Consider the following 20,060-nt stretch of genomic DNA (forward strand, 5'->3'; position numbering starts at 1 on the left):
AGGTTTGAGTAGTAGTAATACTTAGATTTAGGCGGATTGCTGCGGTTGTACCCGTGAAGTCAATAGTATCTTGACCACCACCCACTACTTCTGTGATGGTGTCAGTACCGAGGCTAGTTGTGGTAATAACAAAATTATAGGTATCATTTCCTGTACCACCAACCAAACTATCATTACCAGCACTACCAATCAGGGTATCATCACCTAAACCACCAACCAGAGTGTCGTTACCAGCACCACCATTAAGGGTGTTATCACTGCTATTACCTGTAATGGTGTTATTCAGGCTGTTTCCAGTACCATTCAAGGCTATCCCAGTCAGGTTCAGGTTTTCGATAGTGGTATAACCAGCTAAACTCAGGTTAACACTGGATTGAATTGTATCTATACCTACACTGTCTGTAATAGTGTCAGTGGTCGAATCCATAATATAAGTATCGTTACCGACACCACCAATCAGGGTGTCAGTACCTAAACCACCATCAAGGATGTTATTAGCCGTGTTACCTGTGATGGTGTTATTCAGGCTATTTCCAGTCCCGTTAATGGCTGTAGTTCCATTCAAGGTGAGATTTTCCAGGTTGTCGCCTAGAGTGTAAGTAACAGATGATATCACATTATCCGTACCCTCATTGAGGTTTTCAATGATTGTGTCAGTGCTTGTATCAACTATGTATGTGTCCTTTCCTGTACCACCAATCAGGATATCTACTCCTGCACCACCGTTAAGGGTATCGTTACCAGCTTTACCGTCAATATAATCGTTACCTGCTGTCCCCACAAGATTATTATTACTAGCAGTACCAACGATTTCGTTGAGGTCATTAACGTTGATGGTGAAAGCCTTCTCGAAGGTTAGACCACCATTGTCGCTGGTTCTCACCAAGATGTTGTAACTGGATTTGGTTTCAAAATCTGGGGAGGCATTAATCAGTAATTGATTTCCGCTAATTGTGAAAGCTGCGTTGTCATTTGTGCCAGCAACAAAGCTATAGGTAAAAGTATCACCGATAGTAGGGTCAGTAGTGCTAAAAGTACCTATTACACTATTGGGGGTTACATTTTCATTTGTGCTGGTAGCACTTAAAGTGATGTTGGTAGGAGGATCATAACTTTGAATCGTCAGCACCGCATTAGGCTGGGTTGTTCCCACTAAACTGCCAGCGCTGGGATTTACTAGGGTGAGGTTGACAGTTTCGTTCGGTTCTACATTTGTATCCCCAGCAATGGGAATTTGTACATCCTTGTAAGTTTCATCGGGAGCGAAGGTAACAGTAATTGGTGTATTGATGTAGTCTACACCACCTTCTGCTGTACCATCACTCAATTGTAATTGTACGGTGTCTGTACCACTGATACTCCCAGTCCGAGTGATTTTGACGGTGGCATAGGTATTAAAACCAGTGGTGTTGCCTTCTGTAACGCTGTAGTTGGCGGTACTAAAGTTAAATACTGGTACATTGACTTCAAATACTGCAACGGTTTTACTAACTTCGTTAGCAGTGACTAACAGAGGTTTACCGGTGGGACTGTCTGCGGCCGATATAAATGTTAGTCCTTCCACGGCAACATCTTCAGGTGTATTAATATACTGAACAAATATTGGCTGGTTAGGATTGCTGACATCATAGACAACAATATCCCCTGTGCGTTCTAAACCAATAAAGGCATAGGTACGACCGTTAATCACTCCTACTACCACACCTTCCGGTTCTGGTCCTTTGTTGTCGCTACGTTGGTCAAAGCTGGTGATTGTACCGTCAGAGTTAAATAAGGTTGGGGTTTTTGCTGCGGTGATTTGTTCTAGTTGATCACCACTATCAAATACTTGAGTGCCGTTACTATTCCAAATAGAGAAGGAACGCGCCCCAAACGATTCAATACGTTCAAATTCTGCATCTGCATCTGTATTACCTGTGGCATTGGTTACTTGCAAACGTCCCAAATTAGTGTTTTGTTTGAGGGTTGCTGCATTGGGGAAAACTGTTGTATCTAAGCCATAGCTGGAACTACTAACTCGAATTTCTTCGTTAAATCCTGGGTAGTTGCGGGAATCACCTTCGTTAGCAGTAATGTAGTAGGTTTGGCCGTTAACGTTGAAACTAGCGATCGCATCTGGTTGATATAATCCAAATACAGGCCAATTTTGAATATTAATCCCACCATCTTGATCACTAGGATCTATGCCGTTCCCAGGTAAACTGTAATCCTTCGCACCCAGGGGGATAATTTGGGTAATTGTAGCGGTAGCAATATCCAGAATAGCGATCGCATTATTTTCTTGCAATGTAATCCGCGCCGTCAACCCATCGGGTGCTACAGCAATAAATTCTGGTTCTAAATCCTGGGCAACTGTAGCACCAGGTCCGATAATTCTCACACCAGATGCTTTTAAGGATGCAATCTGACTATTAAAACTGGTGAAAGTAGCAGTTTGTACTGTAGCACTGGCAACACCACCAGCAATATTAATAATGCTAACAGAACCTTCTGGATCAACTGAATTAGTTTGACCGTAGCTGTTGGGTTCTCCCTCATTGGCCACTAATACCTTTGTGCCATCAGGGGTAAAGGTCAGCATATCTGGCAATGCACCCACATCTACCGCATTGATAAAGCTACCATTGCTGGCATTAAAGAAGGCGACTTTACCAGTTAGTTGGGCTGAAGTTGTAGTATCCTGCACAGCATAAGCCACAGCAACCACACCATTTTTCACTGTCACACTGTTGGGAATTAATGCTGTACCCGCAATAGGTGTGATTGTGGGGGTTAAAGTACCAGTCACCGTTAGAGAACCTGTACTGCTGACGGTGTAAATGTCAACGGTATTACCAGCAACGACGAATAGCCGTTTGCTAACTGGGTCAAAAGCCGATATTTCTGCCCCACTAGCACTGGTAATACCACCGACTTTGGTTAAAAAACTGGAGTCGTTGTTGGTAATAGTAATATTTTGGGAAGTTGTCGCCCCTAAAGAAATGCCCGCAGATGGTGTACTAATTGTTAAAGTTGCGGTTTCTGTTCCTTCAACTATGGCATCATCAGCTACAATAAAGGAGACAGAACCGGAAGTTTGCCCATGGGCAATAGTAATTGTGTTTTTACTGAGGTAATAATCACTGGCTGTAATTCCAGTTCCTGATACTCCTAAATTTACTGTTTGATTACCGGAAACAGCACTGGAGGCTGTAGCGGTAACGGTAATCATTGTTGTTCCTGTTTCTGTGCCAGTAGTGCTACTCACGGATAGATTAACAACAGGAGAAGGACTTAAGTTACTAATATTAACCATTTGAAGTAAATTTTAAAGTAAAAGTAATTTAATTTATTCACAGTTTAAATCAGTTCAGGTTAAAAAATGGTTAAACTTAGATAAAAACAGGTTTCTATTCATCCTCCGGTTCTAAGTCTTCTACTGTCAGTTCTTGATGGGGAACAGCAGCAATAATTGCGTCTATGACCTTAGATACTGGTAATATCTCTATGCCAAGATCGGGAAATTTTGTGCCTTTGGGAACTATAGCTCTTTTAAATCCCAATTTTGCAGCTTCTTTTAACCGTAGTTCCATTTGAGACACTGTTCGCACTTGTCCCCCTAATCCTACCTCTCCAATTAAGACTGTACCAGGGTCAACTATTCTATCACGAAAACTGGCAACGATCGCTACGGCAATTCCTAAATCTACTGCTGGTTCTTCTACGTTTAATCCCCCCGCAGAGGCAACGTAGGAATCTAATTTGGACATGGGTACTCCCACCCGTTTTTCCAACACGGCGAGTATCTGTACTAAGCGATTATAATCTATGCCTGTACCCGCTCTGCGCGGAGATGGGTAACTGGTAGGACTAACTAAGGCCTGTAATTCTACTACTATTGGTCTTGTTCCTTCACAAGCCACGACAATGGCCGTACCGGGAGCAGGATCATCACGGTTGCCCAAAAATAGCTCGGAAGGGTTCTCAACTTCCTTTAATCCTTGAGACACCATTTCAAATATACCAATTTCGTGGGTTGCTCCGAAACGATTTTTTACAGTTCTTAATAATCTGTGGGAGGCAAAGCGATCGCCTTCAAAGTATAATACCGTATCAACTAAATGTTCTAATACTCTTGGACCGGCAATTGTCCCCTCCTTAGTCACATGACCGACAATTAACATAGTAATATCCTCATGTTTTGCCACTTTCATCAAAGCTGCGGTACATTCCCTGACTTGAGTAACGGAACCTGGTGCTGATGTCAAAGCTGGTAAAAATACTGTTTGGATACTATCTATTACAGCTACATTCGGTTTGAGGGAATCTATTTCTCGCAAAATTTCCTCTAAATCCGTTTCTGGCAATACATATAAATCTGCGCCGATACTATCAGGATCTATGGGTTTTTCGACCTTTGTAACTATTTCGCTATCATCTTCTGTAACTACAGTAGGAGCTTTGGACATTCCCAACCGAGAAGCACGCAATTTTACCTGTTGTCCTGATTCTTCCCCAGTGACGTAAAGAATGCGGTATTTCAGGGCTAATTGATTAGATACTTGTAACAATAAAGTAGATTTACCAATACCAGGATCACCACCAATTAACACCATTGACCCAGGAACTATACCACCGCCTAAAACTCGATCTAATTCACCATAACCCGATTCCCAACGAGCAATTTGTCTATCACTAATTTGATCAAAAGTCAAGGCAGATCTAGCTTTAGCTGGTTTAGTGTTAGACCTAGCATTACCCGGAGTATTGTGCCAATTTCCCACACCACCCCGACTAGGTATATCTCCAATCAAAGAACTAATGTTCTGTTCCACCAGAGAATCATAAGTGTCGCAATTTGAACATTTTCCGAACCATTGGGAAAATTCTGCGGCACAATTACTACAGATATAAATGGTTTTTGTCTTAGCCATACTGAAATTTTATCTAAAAATCTTAATTATTTCTTAATTATGGGAAAAATGGGAAATTTACTAATAGGAATAGTGAAAGCATTTCTGTCCTCAGTCAGGTACAAGAATAGGGAAGTTCACCGCAGATAAACGCAGATAAACATAGATAAATCTGTACCTTGGTGCAGTAGGAAATGGTATACAGCTTTTTCCCAATCAATTGAGAGAATGATATCCTAATATTATGATATTAAAAATTAATCATGAAAAATTTTAGTTAAGGAGCATGACAAAACTTGGAAAGTCATAAAGAAAAAATCCTGGTGGTAGACGACGAAGCCAGTATTCGTCGGATTTTGGAAACACGCCTTTCCATGATTGGCTATGATGTGGTGACAGCAGGGGATGGTGAGGAAGCTTTAGAAATGTTTCGCAAGGCTGAACCGGACCTGGTGGTTTTAGATGTAATGATGCCAAAACTAGATGGTTATGGTGTTTGTCAAGAATTACGCAAGGAATCAGATGTCCCCATTATTATGCTCACGGCTTTGGGAGATGTGGCAGACCGCATTACTGGATTAGAATTAGGTGCTGATGATTATGTGGTCAAGCCATTCTCACCCAAGGAATTAGAGGCGCGAATTCGTTCAGTTTTACGCCGGGTAGATAAAATAGGTGTTAATGGTATTCCTAGTTCTGGTGTTATCCATGTCAGTAATATCAGAATTGATACTAATAAGCGCCAAGTTTATAAGGGTGATGAGCGTATCCGCTTAACCGGTATGGAATTTAGCTTATTAGAATTGTTGGTCGGTCGTTCCGGTGAACCTTTTTCCCGTTCGGAAATTCTACAAGAGGTGTGGGGATATACTCCCGAACGTCATGTAGATACTCGTGTTGTGGATGTACATATTTCCCGTTTACGAGCAAAGTTAGAAGATGATCCTAGTAACCCGGAATTAATTATCACTGCTAGGGGAACTGGTTATCTTTTCCAACGTATATTGGAACCTGGGGAAGAGTAGCAACAGTGGGAGGCTGGGGAGATGATTTTTTCTCATACTCCGTACTCCACACTGGATACTCTTCTGTTTTTTCACTATTATCTATAGTCTATCTTTGTGTATTATTTTTCGGTAGAGTTTTATAGTTTTAGGTACTTAACTATTACCCCTGCATACCAGCGATTAACTCATTTGTCAATAGTATGTTTGTTCTCCCAGTCAGCTTACATAATTTCTGGAAAAATTTTGGACTAAACTTCTTTCAGAGATTGCTGCTAAGAAAGTAAAGTTTTGTATTTTTTTCGGTATTGATTTCTGAAACAACTATGAATAAAGGGTTTTGGAAATCGTCTAGACAGACAGAGATAAAATTGACAATATAACCCCAATTATGAAATTCTCAAAAATTGTAGCAAATCGCCGAAAGTATTGCAAGCTCGTGACTAAATAAAAATAATTCTCAATTAATTGTTAAGAAAATCTAAACATAAATTATGATCAGTTATGAATATTAAAACTATTATCATTTTTTTATAAGTTTTAATTATAACTTATTGTTAACGAAGAACCACCCGGTGATAATCGAAAAACTAATCTCAAAGTACACAAACAGAAAGTTTTTAAACAGGATTATGTAAAATACTATCTGTATTAACGTTAAAGTATCTGTTAATCAATGACTAAATCTGATCCTAATCGAGTTTTGCGGCGTTTACCCTTAGTAGTTGGGGGTTTAGGTACTGTTTTGTTGTTAATAAATCGGTTATTAACTGCACAACTAACAGATTCCCAAGCACGAGGAGATGTACTGGGAGTGATTTTAAGTGCGATATTAATTTTAACTGGTTTAATTTGGCAACAGGTACAACCCAGGACACCAGAGACAGTAGAATTAATTGGGGAAGAGGGATTCTTTTTAGCAGGAGATTTATCAGAAACCGCAAAAACAGAATTAGCCTGGGCATCGCGGCTATTATTAACAAATACAGTGACGCGATCGCTAATAGTGTATTATCAAGGTAAGGTTTTATTGCGTCGCGGTATATTAGCTCCTAAATCGGAAGTAGTACCAGGAACAATCTTAAAAAGAGTATTAGAAACGCAAAAGCCGATTTATCTAGTTGCTTTGTCTGTTTATCCTGGTAAAATTGAATTTGATTATTTACCAGAGAACACACAAGGTGTAATTTGTCAACCAATTGGTAAAGAAGGAGTTTTAATTTTAGCTGCAAATGCTCCCCGCAGTTACACAAAACAAGATGAAAACTGGATTGCGGGGATTGCCGATAAATTAGCTGTTACTCTTGGTAGTGAATGATTATATACCCCTTTCATAAATTAGGGGGATGTATGTTTTACAGAACTTTGTGTAATAGTTTGGTAAAATAGTCAAGGAAATCAAAGTAAAAAGTAGTATGAAGCCATAAAAAGGGTCAATTGCGCAGGATAATCAAAAATCAAGTGGTTTTTCCAGTTCTAGATGATTCTGCTTTCTGCTTTGTTGATTCCTTTTTGCTTTCTTCTTTGCTTTTGCTAACTCCTAAACCCTAGCAATAGACTTTTTCAGCCAGTCCTATATAGAAAAAGTCCTATTTTTTGTGGTGAAAAGTCAGTAATTCATATACAATATGAATTATCTCAAGTGTTTAATCAAACTATTACTTAGGCTAAAACAAAGCAATTATGGTGATAGTTTTTTTAGACGCTAACAACAAAGTGATATTACGTCAAACTTTGTTACGTAAATTTACTGAAGTATAACCGCTCCCAAGCTCTTATTGCACTAAGAAAACAAATTTCTAGCTTTGTCTAGGATTTACATAGCAGTTTCTAATTTACTAAGTATTTGTATGAAAAGTGAATTCCCGTCCGAAATTAACCCTAACGAATTTGGCCACGAGGTGAGTGAGCCAGCAGTGGAGCAATTCCAACAATTCAATCAAATGCAAGATATTCCCGTTGCTGAAGAAATTGACCAAGATAGGTCACAAACAGTCGAAATCAATATCGCTGCTTTGTCAGCGTTAACTGGGCAAGTTGAATCTCTCAAAGTACAACTAGAAGAACGCAGCACTCAATATATGCGAATTGCAGCAGATTTTGAGAATTATCGTAAGCGTACTAGTAAAGAAAAAGAAGAAATAGATTTACAAGTGAAACGAAATACAATTACAGAATTACTGCCTGTAGTGGATAATTTTGAGAGAGCCAGATCGCACCTCAAACCCCAAAGCGAAGGAGAAATGACAATTCATAAAAGTTATCAAGGGGTTTATAAACAACTGGTAGAGTGTCTAAAACGTTTAGGTGTAGCGCCCATGCGTCCTGAAGGTCAACAATTTGACCCGAATTTGCATGAAGCGGTGATGCGAGAGGCCACGGATGAACATCCAGAAGGAACAGTGTTAGAAGAGTTAGTTCGCGGGTATTATTTTGGTGACCGAGTGCTACGTCATGCAATGGTGAAAGTAGCTGCTCCCAAAGAAGATGTATCTTCTTCCCCAGAAGATTCCGTCTAACAAAAATAACAATTATGGAACAATTACGGATCATTTTCCATGGCACTAATAGGGTTTAGATATCAACCAAACCGACCTGTTAAGGGTTTTTGGTAACTACATAACAGATTGTTGGAAAAACAAGAGGTTGTTGGAAAAGTTTTAGATGATGATATCAGATACTAAAGAATTGCTCAAATCATAGAGTATTTGGGGATAGATGAAAATATTTGATACATCAGAATAGACTGAGAAAACAGCCTCTCCAGTTCAAAAAGTGAACAAGCAGCAATGACAAAAGTAATTGGTATAGATTTAGGCACTACTAATAGTTGTATAGCTGTATTAGAAGCTGGACAGCCAATAGTAATTGCTAACAAGGAAGGTAAACGCACTACCGCTAGTGTAGTAGGTTTTACTAGAGATGGAGAGCGTTTAATCGGATGCATAGCCAAGCGTCAGTTAGTAACTAATGCAGAAAATACAGTCTACAGTATTAAAAGATTCATTGGCCGCCGTTGGGAAGAAACAGAATTAGAGCGTGGTTGTGTTGCTTATAATTGCGTCAAAGGTAGGGATGATACCGTAGATGTACAAATTCGCCAACATAGTTACACACCCCAAGAAATATCAGCGATAATCTTGCAAAAGATCAAGGAAGATGCAGAAAGCTTCCTCAATGACAAGGTAGAAAAAGCAGTAATTACCGTACCAGCATATTTTACAGATGCCCAAAGACAAGCAACAAAAGATGCTGGTACTATTGCTGGCTTAGAGGTATTAAGAATTATCAACGAACCCACCGCAGCTGCCCTAGCTTTTGGTTTAGACAAACAAGATCAAGAGCAGTTAATTTTAGTATTTGATCTAGGGGGGGGGACATTTGACGTATCCATACTCCAACTTGGAGGTGGAGTATTTGAAGTCAAAGCTACATCTGGCAATAATCACTTAGGGGGAGATGACTTTGATAATGTCATAGTCCGCTGGCTGGTGGAACAATTCCAGGCAGAAGAGAAAATAGATATTACCCAAGATAAAATAGCAATGCAAAGAGTGCGGGAGGCAGCTGAAAAAGCTAAGATTGATCTATCCAACATGATTAGCACCTCTATCAACCTACCATTTATCGCTGCTGATGCCACAGGACCCAAGCATCTGGAAATGGTGCTCAGTCGCGCTCAATTTGAAGAACTGACCAAGCACTTAGTTGAGGGGACTATAGAACCAATTCTCCAAGCCCTCAAAAGTGCCGAACTCAGCCCAGAAAGTATAGATAGAGTTATTTTAGTAGGTGGTTCTACTCGTATTCCCGCAGTGCAAAGGGCATTAATTAAGTTCTTCAATGGTAAAGCCCTAGACCGTTCCATTAACCCAGACGAGGCAGTAGCACTAGGTGCAGCTATCCAAGCAGGAGTTTTGGCAGGAGAAATAACTAATCTACTGCTTTTAGATGTCACACCGCTATCTTTAGGAATTGAAACATTAGGAGGAGTATTCACAAAAATTATTGAAAGTAATACTACCATCCCCACAAGCAAATCTCAAGTATTTTCCACAGTTGTTGATGGACAAAACTCTGTAGAAATTCATGTGCTGCAAGGAGAACGGGCAATGGTAAAAGATAATAAAACTTTGGGCAAGTTTTTCCTCAGTGGCATTCTTCCTGCTCCTCGTGGTATACCACAAATTGAAGTAGCTTTTGAGATTGATGTAAATGGCATCCTCAATGTTGCAGCACAAGATAAAGGTACGGGGAAAAAGCAAAGTATTCGCATTGCTGATACAGGCGGATTGAGTAGCATCGAGGTTGAGAGAATGCGGAAACAAGCGGAGTTATTTGCTCAAGAGGATCAAAAACATAAAGAATTAGTGGAACTCAAAAATCAAGCTGATAAACTGTTATTTAGTTATGCCACAACATTAGAAGAAAACCACAATTTACTCAATGAGCAAGTAATAAACCTAACCAATGATAAAGTTAACCAACTAAAGACAGCAATCAGCGATCCTAATATATCCCTAACCCAGTTGAAAACACTTTTAGAGGATTTCCAGCAAATTCTCTTTGCTATTGGTGCAGATATTTACCAACGTACTAATCAAGGGGAATAGTCATTCAAGAGTCATTGACTCCACTGCATTAGTAACGCCCATAGCACAAATACTAGGAAAAGTATAGGTTGGGTTTTCCACATTTAATGGTACGGCTAGTCCCCATCATCCATAGGTGGGTTTTTCTACACCGGAATAGCACAATAATAAAAGGTTAATCAAAATTAGCAGCAATAATTAACAATTAATAATTAATGAATGCTATGATTCGATCAAAAATAGAAATTTGACTAACATTGTCTTATAGACAAAATGGGTCAAAGACCAAAATCAGATCATGAGCTTTGGGTACATTTGTACGTATTAGTCTGAAAATCTAGATTTGTCTACTTATGAGCAAACTTTAGCAAAGAAATACCAATAAAATTAATTATTAACAAAAATTAAAGTGTTACCTTAAACCTACTAGCTACTATCCACGGCTTAAGCCACCCTATCGGTACTTTATAACTTTTAACCCTGCTATATGGCCCGCGACTATTATGAAACCCTGGGTGTCTCTCGTGACGCCGACAAAGAACAGATTAAACAGGCTTATCGCCGCCTAGCCCGAAAATATCACCCAGACGTTAACAAAGAATCTGGGGCGGAGGAACGATTTAAGGAAATCAACCGCGCCTATGAAGTGCTGTCAGAACCAGAAGTTCGCGCTCGTTATGACCGCTTTGGTGAGGCTGGCGTTTCTGGAGCAGCCGCATCTGGCGCTGGTTTCCAAGATGACATGAGTAACTTTGCTGATATTTTTGAAAGCATTTTCAGCGGCTTTGGTGGCGCTCCAGGTGGACAAACTCAACAAAGACGGCGTAGCGGACCGGTGAGAGGTGATGATCTGCGCCTAGACCTGAAATTAGATTTTCGGGAAGCGATATTTGGCGGGGAAAAAGAAATCCGCATTTCCCACTTAGAAACCTGTGAAGTTTGTAATGGTTCGGGCGCTAAACCAGGAACTCGTCCCCGCACTTGTGGAACTTGTAGTGGTTCAGGTCAAGTTAGACGAGTCACAAGAACTCCATTTGGTAGCTTTACCCAAGTATCAACTTGTCCCACCTGTGATGGTACAGGAACGGTAGTTGAGGATAAATGTGATGCTTGTGGTGGTAAAGGCGCGAATCAGGTGACAAAGAAACTAAAAATCAATGTTCCTGCTGGGGTAGATAATGGCACGCGTTTAAGGATTTCCCAAGAGGGAGATGCGGGTCAACGGGGTGGACCACCTGGTGATTTATATGTCTACTTATTTGTCAATGAAGATCAAGAATTTCATCGGGATGGAATTAATATTATCTCGGAAATTAAAATTAGCTACCTACAAGCAATTTTAGGTTGTCGTTTAGAGGTAAGTACGGTAGATGGTCCAGTGGAGTTGGTAATTCCCCCAGGAACTCAACCAAATACGGTGATGAAATTAGAAAATCGTGGTGTCCCCCGTTTGGGTAATCCTGTGAGTCGTGGTGATCAAATGTTGACGGTGTTAATTGATATCCCCACGAAGATCCTCCCAGATGAACGGGAACTCCTGGAAAAACTGGCTAAAATTAAGGGGGATAGAACAGGTAAAGGTGGTTTAGAAGGATTCTTGGGAGGCTTGTTTAAGTCATGAGTGGGTCTTCTATATTAACCCCTGACGCTCAACTCGATTTACGTGGTACTCCTTGTCCCATTAATTTTGTACGCACAAAACTGTATTTGGAAAAAATGCCCCCTGGTGGTTTACTGGAGGTCTGGTTGGATGCTGGTGAACCTATAGAACAAGTTCCTGATAGTCTGACTATGGCTGGTTATTTTGTAGAACAAATTACCGACTGTTCAGGCTATTTTTCTCTGGTTATTCGTCGTCCGGTTGTTACGGAATGACAAGGGAAATTGTTACTACTGGAAAGTTATTCGGTACGGTGTTGGCTGTACAGGCGAATTTTTACCGCGTACAAATGGATGAGTCAGTAATAGGATCTGATCCTTTGATTCTTCTCTGTACGCGGAGAACACGCCTGAAAAAAATTGGTCAACAGGTAATGGTGGGAGATCGTGTTATGGTTGAAGAACCAGATTGGGTTGGGGGACGAGGGGCTGTGGCTGAGGTTTTACCCCGTCATAGTCAATTAAATCGCCCAGCGATCGCTAATGTCAATCAAATTCTGCTGGTATTTGCTGTTGCTGATCCTCCTTTAGAACCTGTACAATTAAGTAGATTTTTAATCAAGGCTGAATCTACGGGAGTTGATGTACTTTTATGTTTAAATAAGTGTGATTTAATTTCCTCCCTGGAAAAACAACAAATTAATGATCGTCTCCTGGCTTGGGGCTATCAACCTTTATTTATTAGCGTTCAGAATCACATTAATATCAATCAAATAGCCACATATTTGCAGGATAAAATTACTGTGATTGCAGGTCCTTCGGGGGTGGGAAAGTCCAGCTTGATTAATAGTTTGATTCCCGACGCTAACCTGCGGGTAGGGGAAGTTTCCGGTAAATTAGCTCGTGGTCGTCATACCACTCGTCATGTAGAATTATTTGAAATGCCGGAGGGTGGTTTATTAGCAGATACTCCCGGTTTTAATCAACCTGATTTAGATTGTAGCCCTGAAGAACTAATTCACTATTTCCCAGAAGCCAGAAAACGTCTGGCTGTTGCCCATTGCCGCTTTAGCAATTGTATACATAAAGATGAGCCTGATTGTGCTGTTAGTGGAGAATGGGAAAGATATCAGCATTATTTAGAATTTTTAGATGATGCTATCGCTCATCAAAACCAGATTAATCAACAATCTGACCCCGAATCAAGTTTAAAATTAATATCTAAAGGTAAAGGTCAAAGTCAGTACGAACCAAAACTAGAAAGTAAAAAATATCGCCGAATTTCTCGTAAAACCCAATTACAAGACCTACAGAACTTATATCGAGAAAGTGAGGATTGATGCCAATTGACACTCTCATGGCTAAAGTCCATTTCCTGCTTTGTTGGGTTAAGTGACAGCGCAACCCAGCACTTATGTTGGGTTTCATACTAATTGCTCCGCGAACGTTCACGTTCCACAACCCAACCTACAAATCAAGGCTTTTTCTAAATAGATAAAATCTTGCTTATCTTTAGTGAGGATAATACCATCAAACTTTGGAACATAGAAACTGGATGCTTTGTGCAAATCCCGAACTTCTAAAATTTGGTCAGTTTATCCCATATTGCTAAATGTATCTTTAAGGACAGAACGCGCCGCTAAATGATTACGAGTAGAAGTGAGAATTTCCGCTTCTCGTTCTAAACGAGCCACTGTATCCTGTATTTCTAGTAATGCTTGTTGTTCTGGGGCTACACCATAGAGATTACTACCTATCCAATAAGATAATTCTGTGGGTAAATCTGGTAAATCATTGGGTAATTCAATATTTTGTTCCGTTAATTTGGATGAAAGACGAACTACATCCCGTAAAAGTTGTTCTACCTCAGATGCTAAAGGACGTAAATCCTTAGCTGGTGGTTGATCTTCAATCCATTCTACCAAACCAACACGATAAGGTTTTTCGCGGACATATTCTAAAACACGAAACCTTTGCTGTCCTAAAGCTAATAGTTTCATTCTGTCATCAGGTAGCCGTTGACAATGAAGAATTTCCGCACAACAACCAACGTTAGCAATTGTCCCATTAACTGGGTCAATCATCAATACCCCAAATCGGCGATCGCTCTCCAAAATCGTATTCATCATGATTCGGTAGCGAAATTCAAAGATATGCAAGGGTAATGGTCTGGTAGGAAATAGAACTACTTCAGGTAATGGAAACAGGGGTAGTTCACGAACTGCAATTTTAGAAGAGGATGTCATTGTTAGTTGGTTGAGTATAAATTGTCTGCTTAAAATATTATATTCTTTTCTAATTTTTCCCGACTTGGTTTATATTTTATCATTATGCTTTATGAATCAAAAAACCCTGAGATAAATTTTCTCAGAGCTTACTAAATGTCAGTGGTCAGTTGTGCGTTGTTTTTTTTCTTAACCACTGACAACTGATCACTGACCAATGACAAATTTACAATTTGACTTCAATATCCACACCAGAAGGCAAATCTAGCTTCATGAGTGCATCAATAGTTTTAGAAGAAGGCTGATAAATGTCAATAATCCGTCTATGGGTACGGGTTTCAAAGTGTTCGCGGGAATCTTTATCTACGTGAGGTGATCTGAGTACGCAATATATCTTTCGTTTTGTTGGTAAAGGAATAGGTCCTATAGCTGTCGCGTTGGTACGGTTAGCTGTGTCTACAATCTTCTCGCAAGATGTATCTAATAAACGACGGTCAAATGCCTTCAAACGAATTCTAATCTTTTGCTGCTGTAGAGTGGCCATATCAAAGTTTTCCAGGTTCGGTAAATTTTAGACTTTAGATTTTAGATTTTAGATTTTAGATTTTTAGATTTTTAGATGTCATCTCGAATTTAAAATTTAAAATCCAAAATAGTTTTTGGGAATAGAAAGGAGCAGAGATTTTATTGTTTATCTCCGCTCCTTTGTCATGAGAGCAAAAAGGTGAGTGTTATTTCAAGATTTTAGCGACAACACCAGCACCAATCGTCCGGCCACCTTCACGAATAGCGAAGCGCATACCTTGTTCAATAGCGATCGCGTTGATCAGTTCTACTGTAACTTTGATATTATCGCCGGGCATAACCATTTCCACATTTCCACCTTCCCTATCGGTAAAGGCTTTGATTGTTCCAGTTACATCAGTTGTCCGCACATAGAACTGAGGGCGATAACCTGCGAAAAATGGTGTTTTCCGACCACCTTCTTTCTCAGTTAAAACGTAAACTTCCCCTTCAAACTGAGTATGAGGTGTAATTGAACCCGGTTTAGCAATTACCATACCGCGCTCAATCTCTTCTTTTTTTATCCCGCGCAGTAGTACACCGGCGTTGTCGCCAGCCAGACCTTCTTCAAGACTCTTCTTAAACATTTCGATCCCAGTCACGGCAGTACTGCGGGTATCTTTGATGCCAATTAGCTCAACAGTATCGCCAACTTTAACTTTACCGCGTTCGATCCGTCCAGTAGCCACAGTCCCACGACCTGTGATGGTGAACACATCTTCCACAGCCATCAAGAATGGTTTGTCTATAGCCCGCTCAGGAGTGGGAATGTAAGAATCTACAGCGTCCATTAATTCGTAGATTTTGTCTACCCAAGGATTTTCACCTCGTTGAGTTTTGGGATTCGCGGTCATTGCTTGGAGAGCTTGTAGACCTGATCCTTTGATAATGGGAATATTGTCACCATCGAAATCATAGTCGGTGAGCAGTTCCCGCAATTCCATTTCTACCAATTCCAGTAATTCCGGGTCATTCATCATATCTTCTTTGTTTAAGAAGACAACCAAGCTAGGAACACCGACTTGTTTTGCCAACAGAATGTGTTCACGGGTTTGAGGCATAGGACCATCCGTAGCTGCCACTACCAGGATGCCTCCATCCATTTGTGCTGCACCTGTGATCATGTTTTTCACATAGTCAGCGTGTCCTGGACAGTCTACGTGAGCATAGTGACGACTTTCAGTTTCATACTCTACGTGAGCCGTATTAATTGTAATACCCCGAGCTTTTTCTTCCGGTGCATTATCAATTTGGTCGTAACCCTTAGCTACAGCTTGACCCATAGCCGCCAATGTCATTGTAATAGCTGCTGTTAAAGTAGTTTTGCCGTGGTCAACGTGGCCAACAGTACCGATATTAACGTGAGGTTTATTTCTTTCAAACTTTGCGCGTGCCATGAATAATCGTTTCCTTTTTTAATTAAGCGTTCCCTTTACTTTTGGCAATGATAGTTTCAGCCACACTCCGAGGTACTTCTTCGTAGTGACTAAACTCCATCGTAAAGATACCCCGACCTTGGGTTTTTGACCGGATATCAGTAGCGTAACCAAACATGGTTGCCAGTGGCACTTTTGATGCGACCTTTGCCAGTCCTTGTTCAGTGCGTTGGCTTTCAATCTGTCCTCGACGGGAGATTAAATCGCCCATCACAGTTCCCATAAAGTCTTCTGGTACTTCAACTTCAACTTTCATCATCGGTTCTAATATCACTGGTGAAGCTTTTAATACTGCTTCTTTGAGTGCCATTGAGCCTGCGATTTTAAAAGCCATTTCTGAAGAGTCTACATCGTGGTAAGAACCATGAACTAGGGTAGCTTTTACGTCAATTAGAGGATATCCAGCTAAAATACCAGATTCACAGCTTTCTTTCATACCCTGCTCGGCAGGTCCAATATACTCTTTAGGTACTACACCGCCGACAATTTTCGAGACAAATTCAAAGCCTGTCCCTGGTTCTCCTGGTTCTAAGTTGATGACAACGTGACCGTATTGACCTTTACCACCACTTTGACGGATGAACTTACCTTCTACGTTGGTAACTGTTTTCCGAATTGTTTCCCGGTAAGCTACTTGGGGCGCACCCACATTCGCTTCTACCTTAAATTCGCGTAACATCCGGTCTACGAGAATTTCTAGGTGTAATTCTCCCATCCCTGCAATTACGGTTTGGTTGGTTTCGGGATCAACACGAACACGGAAGGTGGGATCTTCTTCTGACAGGGATTGTAGTGCTTTGGAAAGCTTGTCCATGTCGTTCTTGGTTTTGGGTTCAACCGCTACCGAGATTACAGGTTCGGGAATAAATAGGGATTCCAAAATTACTGGTGAACCTTCATCACAAAGGGTATCACCTGTCAAAGTATCTTTTAATCCTAAAGCAGCACCTAAATCACCCGCCCGTAGTTCATCCACGTCTTGTCTATCGTCTGCTTTCATCAGCACTAGCCGAGAAATCCGCTCTTTTTTATTCTTGCTGGCGTTGAGAATATAACTACCTTTCTTCAACACACCAGAATAAACACGAACGAAGGTCAGGCGACCATAAGGATCAGCCATAATCTTAAATGCCAAAGCTGATAATGGTTCGTTATCATCAGCATGACGTTCTACGGGATCACCGTTGAGCAGTGTGCCTTGAATTGGCGGTACTTCTGTTGGTGCTGGTAGGTAATCTATCACTGCGTCCAACATGAGTTGCACACCTTTATTCTTAAAGGCTGAACCGCACAGCACTGGTACAATTGTCCCTTCAATTGTTCCTTTCCGTAGAGCAGTACGGATTTCCGCTTCCGTAAGTTCTTCGCCCTCGAAATACTTGCCCATTAAAGTATCTTCGGTTTCCGCTACTGCTTCTACCAATTTTGTCCGATACTCTGATGCTTTTTCTTGCAATTCCGCTGGGATTTCTGTTTCTTGGATATCAGTTCCTTGATCGTTTGTGTACATATATGCACACATCCGCACCAAGTCTATAATCCCCTTAAATTCGGTTTCACTACCGATGGGTAGTTGAATGGCGATCGCATTGGCTCGTAAGCGATCGCGCATTTGCTCATGCACTTTATAGAAGTTCGCACCAGTGCGATCCATCTTGTTAACAAAGGCAATGCGAGGTACTTTATAGCGATCTGCTTGTCGCCATACTGTTTCTGACTGTGGTTGGACACCACCTACGGAACAAAACACGGCGATTACACCATCTAATACCCGCATGGAACGTTCTACTTCAATGGTGAAGTCTACGTGACCCGGAGTATCAATAATGTTAATTTGATGATCTTTCCAACTGGTACTAATTGCAGCGGCAGTTATGGTAATTCCTCGCTCCCGCTCCTGCTCCATCCAGTCTGTAACGGCTGTTCCTTCGTGAACTTCACCAATTTTGTGAATGATCCCAGAGTAAAATAATATTCTCTCTGTCGTCGTTGTTTTTCCCGCATCTATATGCGCCGCAATACCGATATTGCGTACTCTCTCTAGCGGGTTTGTGCGTGCCACCATTACCTCCTATTGTTGTCGCCCTATGATATCTTGTATATTACTGCTATATAAATCCTAGACAAGGCTAGATATTTACTTCTTACTTCAATGGGAGCATGGGAGCGGTTATCCCTCAGTAAGCTTTCACGCTTTAGCCAAACGCAATATCACTTTTTTTTGCTCTGAAAAAACTATCACTATAATTGCTTGGTTTTCGCGTCAGTAATAGTTTGATTAAAGACTATGGACTTGCCACGTCCTGCCATCAGATAATTCACATTGTATATGAATTACCGAACAGTAAAGGACGATATATCGCTTTTCTACTTAGTTTAGTAACGATAGTGTGCAAATGCTTTATTTGCTTCTGCCATGCGATGCGTTTCTTCCCGCTTACGAATAGCACTGCCCGTTTCATTCGCCGCGTCCATTAACTCATTCGCCAGTCTTCCGGCCATAGTTCTCCCTGGACGTTGACGAGAATACTGTACTAACCAACGTAATGCTAGGGTAGTACCCCTATCTGTACGTACTTCCATTGGTACTTGGTAGGTTGCTCCACCGACTCGGCGAGCTTTTACTTCTACTAATGGTGTCGCATTCCGCACTGCTCTTTCAAAAGTTTCTAAGGGACTTCCACCAGTACGTTCTTCAATAGTTTTCAAAGCGTCATAAACTATTCTTGCGGCAATTGATTTTTTGCCATGACGCATTAGCCGTCGCATCATCATACTGATTAGGCGACTATTGTACACTGAGTCAGGCGGCACTGGCCGCCTTTGACTAACACCACGACGAGACATACTTCATCCTTGAATAGGGAATTTGGCAACGAAATTATATGTTATCAGAACACAGGGGACTAAAAGCGGTTTTATCAGCCGCTTCATTTTCCTGATTTTTTGTTTATGGCTCTATCAGTTTTGACATACCTCCTCTTCCTTTCATGAGAGAGGATTGCTTAACGCTTCATTGGGTTGTGCTATCGAAATATACCATCTCCCTCGACGTTCGTTTAAAGTCTCCCAATGCCATAAGGCGACTATTGACAGGATTATTCTCAGAAGCTCATGCAACTTGCTTTTTATGCCAGATACAGCTTGATTTCTGCTTGTGTAATTTTGGTCAGGACGATTAACCGTATTTAACGCGATTAACCGCCGCTTACCTATTTTTTCCCTGCTTTCTGGCGTTTAGTTCCATATTTGGAACGGCCTTGTTTCCTGTCTTTAACTCCGGCTGTATCTAATGTACCACGGATAATATGGTATCTAACTCCGGGCAAGTCTTTCACCCGACCACCGCGAATCATAACTACGGAATGTTCTTGTAAGTTATGACCGATACCTGGGATGTAAGCTGTGACTTCAAATCCAGAGGTAAGCCTGACCCTTGCCACCTTGCGGAGTGCTGAGTTGGGTTTCTTCGGTGTTGTTGTGTATACTCTGGTGCAAACGCCTCGACGTTGAGGACATTCTTTCAGAGCAGGGGACTTGGTTTTCTGACGCGCTAGTTCGCGCTCACTACGTATTAGCTGCTGTATTGTTGGCATGAGTTACAGCGCGTGAAGCTGCTTTATGATATAAGTTTTAACAAATCCTGATTATATCATTTTTTCTGATTTTATGTCAATTATTTTGGAAGGGAACAGGGAACAGGGAACAGGGAACAGGGAACAGGGAACAGGGAACAGGGAACAGGGAA

General features: G+C 41.0%; 15 protein-coding genes. 7 read left to right on the plus strand and 8 right to left on the minus strand.

Annotated features, from left to right (window positions below):
* Both ACIR131C_RS27005 and radA read right to left on the minus strand, forming a co-directional pair.
* On the minus strand, positions 1 to 3,295 hold a 3,295-nt coding region (locus ACIR131C_RS27005; protein ID WP_231395515.1), incomplete at its 3' end, for a choice-of-anchor I family protein.
* A 94-nt stretch (positions 3,296 to 3,389) separates the two neighbouring features.
* Positions 3,390 to 4,913, minus strand: coding sequence for a DNA repair protein RadA (radA, locus tag ACIR131C_RS0120305; RefSeq protein WP_028091633.1), 1,524 nt, complete (start codon positions 4,911 to 4,913; stop codon positions 3,390 to 3,392).
* Positions 4,914 to 5,188: 275 nt separating this feature from the next.
* Between radA and rpaB the strand changes: the two genes are divergently transcribed.
* From rpaB to rsgA, 7 genes are all read left to right on the plus strand, one after another.
* Entirely contained in the window at positions 5,189 to 5,917 is a 729-nt protein-coding gene (rpaB, locus tag ACIR131C_RS0120310) for a response regulator transcription factor RpaB (protein WP_028082416.1), read from the plus strand.
* A 655-nt stretch (positions 5,918 to 6,572) separates the two neighbouring features.
* Positions 6,573 to 7,214, plus strand: coding sequence for a cofactor assembly of complex C subunit B (locus ACIR131C_RS0120315; protein WP_028091634.1), 642 nt, complete (start codon positions 6,573 to 6,575; stop codon positions 7,212 to 7,214).
* A gap of 532 nt (positions 7,215 to 7,746) precedes the next feature.
* Positions 7,747 to 8,415, plus strand: a complete 669-nt coding sequence (gene grpE / locus ACIR131C_RS0120320) for a nucleotide exchange factor GrpE (protein WP_035372640.1) — start codon at positions 7,747 to 7,749, stop codon at positions 8,413 to 8,415.
* A gap of 270 nt (positions 8,416 to 8,685) precedes the next feature.
* Entirely contained in the window at positions 8,686 to 10,509 is a 1,824-nt protein-coding gene (dnaK, locus tag ACIR131C_RS23680; RefSeq protein WP_051347646.1) for a molecular chaperone DnaK, read from the plus strand.
* A 466-nt stretch (positions 10,510 to 10,975) separates the two neighbouring features.
* Entirely contained in the window at positions 10,976 to 12,109 is a 1,134-nt protein-coding gene (gene dnaJ, locus ACIR131C_RS0120330) for a molecular chaperone DnaJ (protein WP_028091636.1), read from the plus strand.
* Positions 12,106 to 12,363, plus strand: coding sequence for a sulfurtransferase TusA family protein (locus ACIR131C_RS0120335; protein ID WP_028091637.1), 258 nt, complete (start codon positions 12,106 to 12,108; stop codon positions 12,361 to 12,363). The genes dnaJ and ACIR131C_RS0120335 overlap by 4 nt, the downstream gene beginning before the upstream one ends.
* Positions 12,360 to 13,427, plus strand: coding sequence for a small ribosomal subunit biogenesis GTPase RsgA (rsgA, locus tag ACIR131C_RS0120340; protein ID WP_028091638.1), 1,068 nt, complete (start codon positions 12,360 to 12,362; stop codon positions 13,425 to 13,427). Before ACIR131C_RS0120335 ends, rsgA begins: the two co-directional genes overlap by 4 nt.
* 255 nt (positions 13,428 to 13,682) lie before the next feature.
* On the opposite strand, the gene ACIR131C_RS0120345 is transcribed toward rsgA, so the two are convergent.
* The 6 genes from ACIR131C_RS0120345 to rpsL form a co-directional block, all read right to left on the minus strand.
* Positions 13,683 to 14,333 carry an LON peptidase substrate-binding domain-containing protein gene (locus tag ACIR131C_RS0120345; RefSeq protein WP_028085096.1) on the minus strand — a complete coding sequence of 217 codons (651 nt, stop codon included), beginning with the start codon at positions 14,331 to 14,333 and terminating at the stop codon, positions 13,683 to 13,685.
* 205 nt (positions 14,334 to 14,538) lie between these two features.
* The gene (rpsJ, locus tag ACIR131C_RS0120350; protein WP_015113498.1) at positions 14,539 to 14,856 is read right to left on the minus strand and encodes a 30S ribosomal protein S10; all 318 of its coding nucleotides are present in this window, start codon (positions 14,854 to 14,856) and stop codon (positions 14,539 to 14,541) included.
* 187 nt (positions 14,857 to 15,043) lie between these two features.
* On the minus strand, positions 15,044 to 16,273 hold the full coding sequence (tuf, locus tag ACIR131C_RS0120355; protein WP_028091639.1) for an elongation factor Tu: 1,230 nt from the start codon (positions 16,271 to 16,273) through the stop codon (positions 15,044 to 15,046).
* A gap of 22 nt (positions 16,274 to 16,295) precedes the next feature.
* On the minus strand, positions 16,296 to 18,374 hold the full coding sequence (gene fusA / locus ACIR131C_RS0120360; protein ID WP_028091640.1) for an elongation factor G: 2,079 nt from the start codon (positions 18,372 to 18,374) through the stop codon (positions 16,296 to 16,298).
* Between the two features lie 314 nt (positions 18,375 to 18,688).
* Positions 18,689 to 19,159: a 30S ribosomal protein S7 gene (rpsG, locus tag ACIR131C_RS0120365; RefSeq protein ID WP_028085099.1), complete on the minus strand. Its 471-nt coding sequence runs from the start codon at positions 19,157 to 19,159 to the stop codon at positions 18,689 to 18,691.
* Positions 19,160 to 19,524: 365 nt separating this feature from the next.
* On the minus strand, positions 19,525 to 19,908 hold the full coding sequence (gene rpsL, locus ACIR131C_RS0120370; RefSeq protein ID WP_028085100.1) for a 30S ribosomal protein S12: 384 nt from the start codon (positions 19,906 to 19,908) through the stop codon (positions 19,525 to 19,527).
* Positions 19,909 to 20,060: the final 152 nt, after the last annotated feature.

The sequence above is a fragment of the Dolichospermum circinale AWQC131C genome, from assembly GCF_000426905.1.
GTDB lineage: Bacteria > Cyanobacteriota > Cyanobacteriia > Cyanobacteriales > Nostocaceae > Dolichospermum > Dolichospermum circinale.

What these genes read in the sequence shown, in the direction of transcription:
- radA (WP_028091633.1), bottom strand. Translation starts at nt 4,913, where the DNA reads ATGGCTAAGACAAAAACCATTTATATCTGTAGTAATTGTGCCGCAGAA.
- ACIR131C_RS0120315 (WP_028091634.1), top strand. Translation starts at nt 6,573, where the DNA reads ATGACTAAATCTGATCCTAATCGAGTTTTGCGGCGTTTACCCTTAGTA.
- grpE (WP_035372640.1), top strand. Translation starts at nt 7,747, where the DNA reads ATGAAAAGTGAATTCCCGTCCGAAATTAACCCTAACGAATTTGGCCAC.
- dnaK (WP_051347646.1), top strand. Translation starts at nt 8,686, where the DNA reads ATGACAAAAGTAATTGGTATAGATTTAGGCACTACTAATAGTTGTATA.
- dnaJ (WP_028091636.1), top strand. Translation starts at nt 10,976, where the DNA reads ATGGCCCGCGACTATTATGAAACCCTGGGTGTCTCTCGTGACGCCGAC.
- ACIR131C_RS0120335 (WP_028091637.1), top strand. Translation starts at nt 12,106, where the DNA reads ATGAGTGGGTCTTCTATATTAACCCCTGACGCTCAACTCGATTTACGT.
- rsgA (WP_028091638.1), top strand. Translation starts at nt 12,360, where the DNA reads ATGACAAGGGAAATTGTTACTACTGGAAAGTTATTCGGTACGGTGTTG.
- ACIR131C_RS0120345 (WP_028085096.1), bottom strand. Translation starts at nt 14,333, where the DNA reads ATGACATCCTCTTCTAAAATTGCAGTTCGTGAACTACCCCTGTTTCCA.
- rpsJ (WP_015113498.1), bottom strand. Translation starts at nt 14,856, where the DNA reads ATGGCCACTCTACAGCAGCAAAAGATTAGAATTCGTTTGAAGGCATTT.
- tuf (WP_028091639.1), bottom strand. Translation starts at nt 16,273, where the DNA reads ATGGCACGCGCAAAGTTTGAAAGAAATAAACCTCACGTTAATATCGGT.
- rpsG (WP_028085099.1), bottom strand. Translation starts at nt 19,159, where the DNA reads ATGTCTCGTCGTGGTGTTAGTCAAAGGCGGCCAGTGCCGCCTGACTCA.
- rpsL (WP_028085100.1), bottom strand. Translation starts at nt 19,908, where the DNA reads ATGCCAACAATACAGCAGCTAATACGTAGTGAGCGCGAACTAGCGCGT.